17 protein-coding genes and 1 pseudogene are annotated in these 12,192 nt (G+C 71.7%); 16 read left to right on the top strand and 2 right to left on the bottom strand.

Going from position 1 to position 12,192, the window contains the following annotated elements; all coding sequences use genetic code 11:
- Positions 1-26: 26 nt before the first annotated feature.
- Positions 27-266 carry a LapA family protein gene (locus tag ABT070_RS32865; protein WP_351766013.1) on the top strand — a complete coding sequence of 80 codons (240 nt, stop codon included), beginning with the start codon at positions 27-29 and terminating at the stop codon, positions 264-266.
- Positions 267-295: 29 nt separating this feature from the next.
- Positions 296-847 (top strand): GNAT family N-acetyltransferase, encoded by a 552-nt coding sequence (locus ABT070_RS32860; protein WP_351766011.1) that lies wholly within the window; start codon positions 296-298, stop codon positions 845-847.
- Here the strand turns inward: ABT070_RS32860 and ABT070_RS32855 are convergent.
- The gene (locus ABT070_RS32855; RefSeq protein ID WP_351766009.1) at positions 819-1,166 is read right to left on the bottom strand and encodes a DUF6204 family protein; all 348 of its coding nucleotides are present in this window, start codon (positions 1,164-1,166) and stop codon (positions 819-821) included. The two genes, ABT070_RS32860 and ABT070_RS32855, sit on opposite strands and share 29 nt — an antisense overlap.
- An 85-nt stretch (positions 1,167-1,251) precedes the next feature.
- On the bottom strand, positions 1,252-1,602 hold the full coding sequence (locus tag ABT070_RS32850) for a VOC family protein (RefSeq protein WP_351766007.1): 351 nt from the start codon (positions 1,600-1,602) through the stop codon (positions 1,252-1,254).
- Positions 1,603-1,758: 156 nt separating this feature from the next.
- On the opposite strand from ABT070_RS32850, the gene ABT070_RS32845 reads away from it, so the two are divergent.
- The 14 genes and pseudogenes from ABT070_RS32845 (at position 1,759) to ABT070_RS32780 (ending at position 12,170) form a co-directional block, all read left to right on the top strand.
- Complete coding sequence (locus tag ABT070_RS32845) at positions 1,759-2,259, top strand: phage holin family protein (RefSeq protein WP_351766005.1); 501 nt, start codon at positions 1,759-1,761, stop codon at positions 2,257-2,259.
- A 241-nt stretch (positions 2,260-2,500) separates the two neighbouring features.
- Positions 2,501-4,291 (top strand): NAD(P)/FAD-dependent oxidoreductase, encoded by a 1,791-nt coding sequence (locus ABT070_RS32840; RefSeq protein WP_351766003.1) that lies wholly within the window; start codon positions 2,501-2,503, stop codon positions 4,289-4,291.
- Between the two features lie 4 nt (positions 4,292-4,295).
- Entirely contained in the window at positions 4,296-6,152 is a 1,857-nt protein-coding gene (locus ABT070_RS32835) for a transketolase (RefSeq protein WP_351766001.1), read from the top strand.
- A gap of 28 nt (positions 6,153-6,180) precedes the next feature.
- A pseudogene (locus ABT070_RS32830) lies at positions 6,181-6,294 on the top strand (non-homologous end-joining DNA ligase); the annotation flags it as partial.
- A 421-nt stretch (positions 6,295-6,715) separates the two neighbouring features.
- A complete protein-coding gene (locus tag ABT070_RS32825) occupies positions 6,716-7,054 on the top strand; it encodes a gas vesicle protein GvpO (RefSeq protein ID WP_351765999.1) in 339 nt (112 codons plus the stop codon).
- A gap of 58 nt (positions 7,055-7,112) precedes the next feature.
- Positions 7,113-7,550: a gas vesicle structural protein GvpA gene (locus tag ABT070_RS32820; RefSeq protein ID WP_351765997.1), complete on the top strand. Its 438-nt coding sequence runs from the start codon at positions 7,113-7,115 to the stop codon at positions 7,548-7,550.
- The gene (locus ABT070_RS32815; RefSeq protein ID WP_351765995.1) at positions 7,547-8,299 is read left to right on the top strand and encodes a GvpL/GvpF family gas vesicle protein; all 753 of its coding nucleotides are present in this window, start codon (positions 7,547-7,549) and stop codon (positions 8,297-8,299) included. The genes ABT070_RS32820 and ABT070_RS32815 overlap by 4 nt, the downstream gene beginning before the upstream one ends.
- Before the next feature lie 7 nt (positions 8,300-8,306).
- Entirely contained in the window at positions 8,307-8,570 is a 264-nt protein-coding gene (locus ABT070_RS32810) for a gas vesicle protein GvpG (RefSeq protein WP_351765993.1), read from the top strand.
- A complete protein-coding gene (locus ABT070_RS32805) occupies positions 8,567-9,274 on the top strand; it encodes a DNA primase (RefSeq protein WP_351765991.1) in 708 nt (235 codons plus the stop codon). The genes ABT070_RS32810 and ABT070_RS32805 overlap by 4 nt, the downstream gene beginning before the upstream one ends.
- The gene (locus ABT070_RS32800; protein ID WP_351765989.1) at positions 9,271-10,458 is read left to right on the top strand and encodes an SRPBCC family protein; all 1,188 of its coding nucleotides are present in this window, start codon (positions 9,271-9,273) and stop codon (positions 10,456-10,458) included. Before ABT070_RS32805 ends, ABT070_RS32800 begins: the two co-directional genes overlap by 4 nt.
- A complete protein-coding gene (locus ABT070_RS32795) occupies positions 10,455-10,904 on the top strand; it encodes a gas vesicle protein (protein ID WP_351765987.1) in 450 nt (149 codons plus the stop codon). Before ABT070_RS32800 ends, ABT070_RS32795 begins: the two co-directional genes overlap by 4 nt.
- Positions 10,901-11,704: a GvpL/GvpF family gas vesicle protein gene (locus ABT070_RS32790; RefSeq protein WP_351765985.1), complete on the top strand. Its 804-nt coding sequence runs from the start codon at positions 10,901-10,903 to the stop codon at positions 11,702-11,704. Before ABT070_RS32795 ends, ABT070_RS32790 begins: the two co-directional genes overlap by 4 nt.
- Positions 11,701-11,889, top strand: a complete 189-nt coding sequence (locus tag ABT070_RS32785; protein ID WP_057602494.1) for a gas vesicle protein — start codon at positions 11,701-11,703, stop codon at positions 11,887-11,889. The genes ABT070_RS32790 and ABT070_RS32785 overlap by 4 nt, the downstream gene beginning before the upstream one ends.
- Positions 11,886-12,170, top strand: coding sequence for a gas vesicle protein K (locus ABT070_RS32780; protein WP_351765983.1), 285 nt, complete (start codon positions 11,886-11,888; stop codon positions 12,168-12,170). Before ABT070_RS32785 ends, ABT070_RS32780 begins: the two co-directional genes overlap by 4 nt.
- Positions 12,171-12,192 lie beyond the last annotated feature (22 nt).

Genomic DNA, 12,192 nt, shown 5'->3' with positions numbered 1-12,192 from the left:
CGCGGCTCAGGGATCACGCTGGGCGCATGAGCCCGAAGACCTCCGAGAGCGGTCGCAGGAACGAAGCGCTGACGCCGGGCCGGATCGTCGTCCTGGCGCTCGCCGTCCTCACCCTGATCTTCATCTTCCAGAACACCCGCCCCACGAAGATCCGGCTGCTGATCCCCGAGGTGACGGTGCCGCTGTGGACGGCGCTCCTGGCGATGTGGGTCATCGGCCTCCTGTGCGGCGCCTCGTTCGCGTACTTCAGGAAACGGCGCAGGTGACCTCGTCGCAGGCGTCGTAGGCTGTCCCGATGCCGCACTCCGCATCCCGTCACCTCGCCGAGGGCCCCCGCGTGGGCATACGCCACTTCACCTACGAGGACGGGCCGGAGTTCACCGCCCGCGCGCGGGAGAGCAAGGACCTGCACCACCCGTGGCTGTTCCCGCCTGCCACCGCCGCCGCGTACACCGCCTACGCGGGCCGGCTGATCGAGGACCCGTCGAAGGCGGGATTCCTCGTGTGCACCCTCGAGGACGGGGCGATCGCCGGGTTCGTCAACATCAACAACATCGTCGAGGGGGGCTTCCAGTGCGGCGCGCTGGGCTACGGCGCCTTCGCGCACGCGGCCGGGCGCGGGCTGATGCGCGAGGCGCTCGACCTGGTGGTGGGCCACGCGTTCGGACCGATGCGGCTGCACCGGCTGGAGATCAACGCGCAGCCCGGCAACGTCGCCTCGATCGCCCTCGCCCGTGGCTGCGGTTTCCGCCGGGAGGGGTTCTCCCCGAAGATGATCCACATCGACGGGGAGTGGCGGGACCACGAGCGGTGGGCGATCACCGCCGAGATGCGGACTTCCGGTTGATCTTCATGGTGTCGAGGTCGGTGACCGTCGACCGCAGCCCGGTGAAACCGTGGCCGAGCTCCCGCAGCGTCGTCTCGGCGCGCTCCTCGGCGAGCGCGCCCGCCATCTCCTCGCCGTCCGTCGCGTCCGACACCACCACGTAGCGCATCGAGAAGGCCTTCAGTGGCGACGGCTCGTAGGACAGCGTGCCCTCCTCGGTGAACCGCATGCTCGTCAGACCGTGGTCGGCGGCCTCGGCGAGGAGGCGGGTCCGGCTCTCGTCGCCGAGGCCGTCCCAGGTGCCCCGGACGATCACCCGGTAGGTGTGCTGCTCACTCACTGCCGCTCCTTCGTGCTGCCGTCGAACGCCCGACTCTACGTCCGCGACGACCCACCGCACGCGGAATTTCGTCGCGCCCGACGCCTCACGACCCGCGCCGGTCGACGTACTCGTACACCGCTCCGTCCGGGTGCCGGGCGATCAGGTTGCGGCCCACCGGCGTCGGGACGGGACCGGCGATGACCTGCGCACCGAGTTCGGTGAGGGTCCGGTGGGCCTCCTCGACGTCCGCGACGGCGATCGTCGCGGCCACCTTGCGCAGCAGCTCCAGCTCGGCCGGAGGTCCGCTCATCAGCAGGAAGCAGCCGACCGCGGCCACGTGCACGCCGCCCCGCTCGAAGCGGAGCGCGCCGGTGCCCGCCAGCCGCTCGTAGAAGGAGACCGAGGTCTCCAGATCGTCGACACAGACACGCAGTGTGGCTCCCAGAATGTCCATACGGACGAGCGTAGTTGGGGCGGCCGCGGTGAGGTGATCCCTTCACCCGATCCCCGTCGGCCCCTCCGTGGCCGGTCCTCGGTCCCCCGCCCGCCCGCTCGGGTCCGCCGTCGGTCCGTGAAGTTAAGCGTTCATGACAGCGGGTACCTGAGGCCCATGGAGCGCATGGATCACCTGGAGCATCTGGACAAGCATCTGGTCGACGAGCTGGCGCAGGTGGCGCGCGAGACGATCCGCGAGGAACTGCGCGAGCAGACCCGCAAGCAGCGCCGTACGGCGACGCTCTACGCGGCGTCCGGCGCCGTCGCCCTCTACGCGGGCGCGGCCGTCGCACTCGCGGTGGGGCTGGCCCTCGGCATCGGTCTGCCGGACTGGGCCGCGGCGCTGATCACCGCCGCGATCCTCGCCGTCGTGGCGTACCTGCTGCGCGGCGCCGCCAGGCCGCACGCGTCGTCCCCGACCACGGCCGGACTCGCGGCCGCACCGGACAAGGGCCCCGGACGGGTCATCGGCGGCACACCGCCGGCCGGGCCGCCCGGGGGTACCGGTCTGCCGTATCCCCCGATGCCGCCGACCGCGCCCGGCGCCCATGTGCCGGCACCGGGCGAGGCGCCGCGCGCCGACGACATCGATCCCGAGGGCCCGCACCGGGCCTGACACGCGGAGCACATCCGCCGAAGTGACGCACCCGCGTCACCTGTTCGGCATCCGGCCGGCCCCGCGGCACACGCTGCCGCGGGGCCGGCCGGTGTGTGCGGGCGTCCTGGGATTCCTCCGGGGGCGTCGCGCTCCGGACACCGGGCGCCCGCAGGGGACACCGGCGCACGTTTGGCGGCTCCTGCCGGGGGGACGCGGAAACCTTCGTACGACACCGTCCGAACCCCTTCGGAGGCCCACCGTGAGGCGTCCCCGCATCGTGATCGTCGGAGCCGGCTTCGCCGGGTACCGGGCGGCCCGTACCCTGGCGCGGGCGGCCGGGGGCCGGGCCGACATCACTCTGCTCAACCCGACCGACTACTTCCTGTACCTGCCCCTGTTGCCCCAGGTGGCGGCGGGCATCCTCGAGCCGCGCAGGGTCACCGTGTCCCTGTCGGGGACCCTGCGCGAGGTGCGGCCGGTGCTCGGCGAGGCAGAACACGTCGACCTCGACGCGCGCACCGTCCACTGCACGAACCCCGAAGGCGACGAGGTCACGCTCGGCTACGACCGGCTCGTGCTCGCCGCCGGCAGCGTCAACAAGCTGCTGCCCATCCCCGGGATCGCCGAGCACGCGCACGGGTTCCGAGGCCTGCCCGAAGCCCTCTACCTGCGCGATCACCTCACCCGGCAGGTGGAGTTGGCCGCCTCCGGTGACAATGCGGAGGAACGGGCGGCACGTTGTACGTTCGTCGTGGTCGGCGCGGGCTACACCGGTACCGAAGTCGCCGCGCAGGGGCAGCTGTTCACCGACGCCCTGGTCCGCGCCCACCCCCTGCGCAGGGGCATACGGCCGCGCTGGCTGCTCCTCGACACCGCGTCGCGCGTCCTGCCCGAACTGGACGAACGGCTCTCCCGCACCGCCGACCGGGTGCTGCGCGAACGGGGCGTCGAGGTACGCATGGGTACGTCCGTCAAGGAGGCCACCCGTGAGGGAGTCCTGCTGACCGACGGCGAGTTCGTCGACACCCGCACCCTGGCGTGGTGCGTGGGCGTACGGCCCGATCCCCTCGCGGAGTCGCTCGGGCTGCCCATGGAACGCGGGCGGCTGCTCGTCGAGCCGACGCTTCAGGTGCCGGGCAGGCCCGAGGTGTTCGCGTGCGGGGACGCGGCCGCCGTACCGGATCTGGAGAGGCCCGGGGAGTACACGCCGATGACCGCGCAGCACGCGTGGCGGCAGGGCAAGGTGGCCGGGCAGAACGTCGCCGCCTCTTTCGTCGAGGGCGGCGGTACGGCCGGGCTGCGGCCGTACCGGCACAAGGACATGGGGTTCGTCGTGGACCTGGGCGGGGTGCAGGCCGCCGCCAATCCGCTCGGCGTCCACCTGTCCGGCCCCGCGGCCGGCGCGGTCGCCCGCGGCTACCATCTCGCCGCCATGCCGGGCAATCGGGTGCGCGTCGCCGCCGACTGGCTGCTGGACGCCGTACTCCCGCGCCAGGACGTCCAGTTGGGCCTCGTCCGGTCCTGGTCGGTGCCGCTGGACACGGCGTCGCCGGAACTGGCCCGGGTACCGGGAGACCACCGGCGCGAGCCGACGGCTTCCGGCCCCGGCGCGGCCACCGAGGAGGACGTGAAGGCCGCGAACGACTCCGACGCCGCGGACGACAGCCACACGGACGACAGCCACAAGGGCGACAGCCACACGGACGACAAGAACACGAACGACAGGAACGAGGCGAACGTCATGAACGACGGGAACGGCACGGACAGGGCGAACGGCGGGTCCGGCGAGACGCATCCCTCCCCGGAGGACGGCTCCCAGTCGATCGACGCGCCGACGCCGGAGGTGGGACGGCACGGCGGCGGTGAGGCCGGGTCCCGAGCGCGCCGGTCATCGCCCGAGGACGGCTCCCAGTCGATCACCTCGCCGACACCGGAGGTGGGGCAGCACAGCTCCGGACCGGCGACCGCGCACGACGACGAGGACGCCGCCGAGTCCGCCCCCGGCTCCGCCGGGCGCGGCGACCCCCGCGACGCAGAAGGAGAAAAGTAGCCTGATGGACACCGCCGAACTCACCGAACTCGGACAGCAGTTGCGGGTCGACAGCGTGCGCGCCGCCGCCGCCGCGGGGTCCGGGCACCCGACGTCCTCGATGTCGGCCGCGGACCTGATGGCCGTCCTGCTCGCGAATCACTTCCGCTACGACTTCGACCGCCCGGCACACCCGGGCAACGACCGCTTCGTCCTGTCGAAGGGGCATGCCTCCCCGCTGCTGTATTCGGCCTACAAGGCCGCCGGGGCCATCGACGACGCCGAGCTGCTGACCTTCCGCGAGCTCGGCAGCCGGCTCGAGGGGCATCCCACCCCGCAGCGGCTGCCGTGGGTCGAGACGGCCACCGGCTCGCTCGGCCAGGGGCTTCCGGTGGGCGTCGGCATCGCGCTGGCCGGCAAGCGGCTGGACCGCACCGCGAACCGCGTATGGGTGCTGTGCGGGGACAGCGAGATCGCCGAGGGCTCGGTGTGGGAGGCGGCCGAGCACGCGGGCCACGAACGCCTCGACAACCTCACGGTGATCGTCGACGTCAACCGGCTCGGCCAGCGCGGCCCCACCCGGCACGGCCACGACCTCGGCGCCTACGCCCGCCGTTTCCAGGCGTTCGGCTGGCACACGATCGAGATCGACGGACACGACGTGGACGCCGTCGACCGCGCCTACGGCGAGGCGGCCTCCACCCTGGGGCAGCCCACCGCGATCCTCGCCCGCACCCTCAAGGGCAGGGGCGTCCGCTCCGTCGAGGACCGCGAGGGCCTGCACGGCAAGCCGCTGCCCGACGCCGACGAGGCGATCGAGGAACTGGGCGGCATGCGTGACCTGCGGGTCCATGTGCGCGAGCCGGCCGACGCGCGCATGCTGCACTCCGTCCCGACCGGGTCCCTCGTCCTGCCCCGCTGGGACGGGGAGGACCGCGAGAAGGGCGTGGCGACGCGTGACGCCTACGGCAAGGCCCTCGCCGCTCTCGGCACCGCCCGCGAGGACATCGTCGCCCTCGACGGCGAGGTGAGCGACTCCACCCGCGCCGAGGCCTTCGCCAAGGAGCACCCCGACCGGTTCTTCGAGTGCTACATCGCCGAACAACAGCTCGTCGCCGCCGCGGTCGGCCTGGCCACGCGCGGCTGGGTGCCGTACGCCTCGACGTTCGCGGCCTTCCTGACCAGGGCCCACGACTTCGTCCGGATGGCCGCGGTGAGCGGGGCCGGCATCAACCTCGTCGGCTCGCACGCGGGGGTCGCCATCGGACAGGACGGGCCCTCGCAGATGGGCCTGGAGGACCTGGCGATGTTCCGGGCCGTGCACGGCTCGACCGTGCTGTACCCGTGCGACCCCCACCAGACCGCCCGGCTCGTCGGCGCCATGGCCGGCCTGGACGGCGTCCGCTATCTGCGCACCTCACGCGGGGCCTACCCGGTGCTCTACGGGCCGGACGAGGAGTTCCCCGTCGGCGGCAGCAAGGTGCTGCGCTCCTCCGGCCGGGACCGGCTGACGATCGTCGCGGCCGGCGTCACCGTGCACGAGGCGCTGAAGGCCGCCGATGCCCTCGCCGGCGAGGGCATCGCGGTCCGGGTGATCGACCTGTATTCGGTCAAGCCCGTCGACCGGGCCACGCTGCGGCGGGCAGCCGAGGAGACCGGCCTGCTGCTGAGCGTGGAGGACCACCACGAGCAGGGCGGCCTCGGGGACGCGGTCCTCGACGCCTTCCTCGACGGCCGGCCGGTGCCCCGGCTGGTGCGGCTCGCCGTCCGGACGATGCCCGGCTCGGCGAGCCCGGCCGAACAACTGCACGCCGCGGGCATCGACGCCGAGTCGATCGCCGCGTCCGCCCGGCTGCTGGTGGAGCAGGCGATCGTGCCGTGAGTGGGGGCGGGGTCGGGGGCGGGGCGACGTGCGGAAGGTGAGGGTGGGCCGCCGCAGCGTCGAGGCCCACCGGCCGGACAAGGCGCTCTTCCCGGGCGGCGGGCAGGCGAAGCAGTACACGAAGGGCGACCTCGTCGCGTATTAGCAGCTCGGCAGCGCGGGCGAAGCCGCGCACCTCGTCGAAGCCGTCGTGCCCGTCGACCCAGCAGGCGTCGACCGAGCGGGCGTCGACCGAGCAGGCCCACGCTGGGCCCTGGTCGGGGCTGACGGGCCGCGGGGGATCCCTGGGCCCGGCCCGGCGCCGGCTCGACGCACTCCGTTCCGCGCGAAGGTTTGGTCGGGAGCCTTTGGGCCACCCGGATGCCATGGTAAGCACAAAAGGTACATCACGGTCATCTGCGTCAGGTGATCCACATAACGCACGTGAATCACCTGAATCTCACAGTTCGCAAACCTCACGAACTCCGGAGAGTTCGCGGAGTTCGCAGGACCCGCAGGAATCACAGAGACCTCAGAGACCTCAGAGATCGGAGAGACCTCAGAGATCGCAGAGATCGCGAAGTGTGCAGAGTCCGGAGAGTGCGCGGACTCCGACGCGCAAGGAAGGCAAGGGCGACGTGGTGGACGACCGGCCGAGCCCCATGGAGGTGCTGCGCCAGGCGCGCGCCCAGCTCACGGAGCTCACGGGGATGACCGCCGAGAGCGTCTCGTCCTTCGAGCAGACGGAGGACGGCTGGTCCCTGGACGTCGAGGTCCTGGAGCTGTCCCGCGTGCCCGACACGATGAGCCTCATGGCGAGCTACCAGGTCGATCTCGATCCCGGAGGACAGCTCACCGGCTACCGGCGCGTTCGCCGCTACGAGCGCGGGCGCTCCGACGCACACCGGCAGGGCGGCCGCTAGGCCGCCGGCCCGCAGTCATTCCCGATCATCCAATGCCAGACAAGGAGGCGCGGTCGACATGACCGTTGTTCCGGCACAACAGTCCGGCGGTGGAGGTGGCTCCGGCGGCCTCTACGACGTGCTGGAGCTCGTCCTCGACAAGGGTCTCGTCATCGACGCGTTCATACGGGTGTCCCTGGTCGGAATCGAGATCCTGAAGATCGACGTACGGGTCGTGGTGGCCAGCGTCGACACCTATCTGCGCTTCGCCGAGGCGTGCAACCGCCTGGACCTGGAGGCGGGGCCGCGCAAGAGCCCGGGCCTGCCCGACCTGGTCGGCGAGATCACCGAGTCCGGCGCGCGCGGCAAGTCCAAGGGCGCGCTGTCCGGCGCGGCGGAGACCATCTCCGGCGCCTTCAAGGAGGCCCGTGGCGAGAGCTCCTCCCAGGAGGAGCGCGAGCCCAGGCCGCGGGCCCGTAAGAGCACCACCGCGCGCAGGAAGGAGGAGCAGGAGTGAGCACCTATGTGTACGGCATCGTCGCCGGCTCGCACCCCGACCTTCCGGACGGCCTGGCCGGCGTCGGCGATCCGGCCCTGCCGGTGCGCGTCCTGAAGGAGGGCGCGCTGGCGGCGGTCGTCAGCGACGCCCCCGAGGGGCTGCGGCCCAAGCGCAGGGAGCTGCTCGCCCACCAGACCGTGCTCGCCGAGGCGGGCGCCCAGGGCTGCGTGCTGCCCATGCGGTTCGGCAGCGTCGCCCCCGACGACAGTTCCGTCACCGGGGTCCTCGCCGAGCGCACCGAGCACTACGAGGAGCGCCTGCGGGCCCTGGACGGCAAGGTCGAGTACAACATCAAGGCCTCGCACGTCGAGGAGGCCGTCCTGCATCTGGTGATGGCCGAGAACCCCGAACTGCGCGGCCTCGCGGAGGCCAACCGGCAGTCCGGAGGCGGCAGTTACGACCAGAAGATCCAGCTCGGCGAGATGGTGGCCGCCGCGGTCAAGGCCCAGGAGGCCGAGGACGCGGCCGACGTGCAGCAGAACCTCCACCCGCTGGCCTCGGCCACCAGTGTGGGCCCCGAGTCCACCGGCTGGCTGGTCAACGTCTCGTTCCTGGTGGACCGCGACTCGGCGGCCCGGTTCCTGGAGGCCGCGGAGGACCTGCGCAAGGGCCGTCCGCACCTCGAACTGCGGGTCAACGGGCCGCTGCCGCCCTACAGCTTCGTCGAGCCCGGTCCGGCCGTACCGGCGGGCGCCACCACGGAGTAGGTGCGCCATGGGACTCATCTCAGAGGTGCTGTTGCTGCCGTTCGCCCCGGTGCGCGGTAGCGGCTGGGTGATCGGACAGGTGGTCAAGGAGGCCGAGCGGATCTACTACGACCCCGCCACGGTCCGGGCCGAACTCGCCCGCCTGGAAGAGCGGTTGGACGCCGGCGAGATCACCGAGGAGGAGTTCGACGAGCAGGAGGACGAACTCCTCGACCGGCTGGAGAGCGCGACGCGCAGAAGCGCGGGAACGGACGACGGGTGGACAGGATGAACCGAACGGCATTGGGCCTCGCGGTGGGTGCCGGGTACCTCCTCGGACGTACCAAGAAACTGAAACTGGCTTTCGCCGTCGGCACCTTGGTGGCCGGCAAGCGGATGAACCTGACCCCCAAGGGCATCGCGGACCTGGTCTCTCAGCAGCTGAAGGACAATCCGCAGTTCAAGGAGATCGGGGACCAGCTGCGCCAGGACCTGCGAGGGGTCGGCAAGGCCGCCTCGGGCGCCATGGTCGAGCGGCAGATCGACGCCCTCGCGGACCGGCTGCACGGCCGTACCGCCGAGGTGCGCGACCAGCTCGAGGGCGTCGTGCCCGGCGTGCAGGACACGGACGACGAGGCGGACGAGGAGTACGAGGAGCCTCAGGACGCCGACGCCGACGCCGACGCCGAGGACGCCGACGAGGACGACGAGGAGGCGCAGGACGCCGAGGACGCCGAGGGCGACGAGGGCGACGAGGAGGGCGAGGAGGAGCCGCCGAGGAAGACGGCGAAGAAGACGCCCGCGAAGAAGGCGCCCGCGAAGAAGACGGCCAAGAAGGCCCCCGCGAAGAAGGCGCCCGCCAAGAAGGCTCCGGCCCGCGCCACGGCCGCCAAGAAGACCGCGTCGGCCGGCAAGCCGGGCGCGAGGACCGCATCGAGGGCCGCCTCGGGTACCGCCTCCCGGGCCCGGCGGCCGAAGGGAGGCGGCGACCGATGACCGAAACCCTCGGATCCGCCAAGTCCGCGACCTCCGCGGCCGGCAAGGCGGCGGGCGGCAACCCGCTCTCCGGAGTCGCCCACAGCGACGCCGCCGACCGGCTCAAGGAAGAGGTGCAGGAGTACCTCGCCGCGCAGGCCACGCGCCTGCTGACCGGCGTCGGCCACAAGCTCGGGGACACCACCGCCAAGCTCAACGACATCGCCGATGGCAACAGCCCCGGCTTCGCCAAACTCGCCCTCGAAGGCGGCCGCAAGGTCGCCGAGGGCAAGGGACCGCTGCGCAGCGCGCTGGAGCTCGGTGGCTCGCGGGTGAAGGACAAGGTGACCAGCGCGTTCAAGAACCTCGGTGGCAAGGGCGGCAAGGGCAAGAAGAGCGCGGGCAAGAAGCCGACCGTGATCATGGAGACGATCGACGTCGGCGTGCCGCTTCGCACCGCCTACGACCAGTGGACGCAGTACCAGGACTTCAGCACCTTCGCGAAGGGCGTCAAGAGCGCGAACCGCGCCGACGACACCACCAGCGACTGGCAGGCGAAGGTCTTCTGGTCCAACCGCAGTTGGAAGGCGAAGACCACCGAACAGGTGCCGGACGACCGGATCGCCTGGACGTCGGAGGGCGCCAAGGGCACGACGAAGGGCGTCGTCTCCTTCCACGAACTCGCCGAGAACCTCACCCGGATCCTGCTGATCATCGAGTACTACCCCACGGGGCTGTTCGAGAAGACCGGCAACATCTGGCGCGCCCAGGGCCGCCGTGCCCGCCTGGACCTCAAGCACTTCGCCCGCTTCATCACCATCAAGGGGGAGGCGGAGGACAGCTGGCGCGGTGAGATCCGCGACGGCGAGGTCGTCACGACCCACGAGGACGCGGTCGCCGAAGAGGAGCAGGAGAACGAGGAGAACGAGGAGAACGGCGAGCCCGAGGACGGCGCCGAGGCGCGGGACGCCGAGGACGGCCGCCCGGAGGACGACGAGGGCTACGAGGACGAGGGCCCGTACGCCGAGGACGAGGAGGCGGAGGACGAGGAGGCGGAGCCCGAGGGCGAGTACGAGGAGGAGGAAGAAGGAGAGGAGGGCGAGCCCGAGGACGCCGAGGACGAGTACGAGGAGTACGACGAGGAGGAGCCCGAGGAGGAGCCCCGGGCCGAGGACAGGCGTGCCAAGGCCAGGAACCGGCGATGAGTATGGCGAGCCGGATGCCGGAGCCGTACGGCCAGGGCGGCGGAGCCAACCTCGCCGACATCCTGGAACGCGTCCTCGACAAGGGCATCGTCATCGCGGGCGACATCCGGATCAACCTGCTCGACATCGAACTGCTCACCATCAAGCTCCGCCTCATCGTCGCCTCGGTCGACAAGGCCAAGGAGATGGGCATCGACTGGTGGGAGGACGACCCGGCTCTCTCCTCCGGCGCCCGCCGCAACGAACTCGCGCGTGAGAACGCCGATCTGCGGGAGCGGCTGGCGCGGCTGGAGGAACTGGAGCTGGGCCGCGCCCCCGAGGAGAGCCGTGCGGAGAGCCGTGCCCTGAAGGCGGGGCGCGCCCCGAAGGAGGGCCGCGCCCCCAGGGCGAGCCGCACCCCCAGGACGAGCCGCGCACCGAAGGACGTCCGAGAGGAGTCACCATGACCGGACTGCGTTACGTGTACGCCGTCTGTCACCCCCTCGGCGCGCCCCTGCAGGCCGCCCTGTCGGGGGTGGCGGGCGATCCGCCCAGGCTGCTCACCCACCGCGGCCTGATCGCCGTGGTCAGCCATGTGCCGGAGCGGGACTTCGCTCAGGAGCCGCTCCGGCACCGTCTGGAGGACCTGGACTGGCTGACGGAGACCGCCCGCGCCCACCAGCAGGTGATCGACGCCCTCACGGCCGTCACCACTCCGCTGCCGCTCCGGCTCGCCACGGTGTTCCGGGACGACAGTGGCGTCCGCGTGATGATCGAGGAGCGCGAGGAGGACTTCCGGCGCGTCCTGGACCGGCTCGCGGGGCGCGTCGAGTGGGGGGTCAAGGTGTACGTCGAGCCCGAGGCGCAGGAGGCCGAGCAGGCGGTGAGCAAGCCCGCCTCGGGCCGGGACTACCTGATGCAGCGGCGCTCGAAGGCCCGGGCCCACGACGACAGCCGGCAGCGCGCCGAGCGGTTCGCCGGCGGCCTCCACGAGAAGTTGTCCGCGCACGCCGAGGACGCCCGCCTCCACCCGCCGCAGAACTCCGCCCTTTCCGAGGCGTCCGGACAGAATGTGCTGAACGCCGCCTATCTCGTTCCGCGTGCGGAGTCCGAGGAATTCGTGGAAACGGTGGACCGTACCAAGGGGGAGGAAACCGGAATACGCGTGGAACTCACGGGGCCCTGGGCGGCCTATTCCTTCGTGGAGTCCGCCGGCGAGGCGGGCGCCGTGGGCCCGGGCGCCGTGGACCCGGGGGAGGGCGCATGACCGTCGTGGAGCGCCGTGAGGTCGCCCTGGTCGACCTGCTCGACCGGCTGCTGGCCGGCGGGGTCGTCATCACGGGGGACATCACGCTGCGCATCGCGGACGTCGACCTCGTCCGCATCGACCTCAACGCCCTGATCAGCTCCGTCAACGAGCAGGTACCGTCGCCATGGGGGGAGTCGCTGTGACCGAAGGCCGCAACCATCTCGACCTCGAACCCGACACCGTCGAGCGCGATCTGGTGAAACTCGTCCTGACCGTCGTGGAGTTGCTGCGCCAGCTGATGGAACGGCAGGCGCTGCGCCGCTTCGACACGGGCGACCTGAACGAGGAGCAGGAGGAGCGGATCGGGCTCACCCTGATGCTGCTCGACGACCGTATGGCCGAGCTGCGCGACCGCTACGGACTGCGGCCCGAGGACCTGAATCTGGACCTCGGGCCGCTGGGACCGCTGCTTCCCCGGGAGTGAGTCGCCCGGCTCCCGGGAAAGC

Source organism: Streptomyces sp. NPDC002884 (genome assembly GCF_040295245.1).
Lineage (GTDB): Bacteria > Actinomycetota > Actinomycetes > Streptomycetales > Streptomycetaceae > Streptomyces.
The sequence above is the reverse complement of the archived record's forward strand: the minus strand, read 5'-3'. Positions and strand labels throughout refer to the sequence as shown.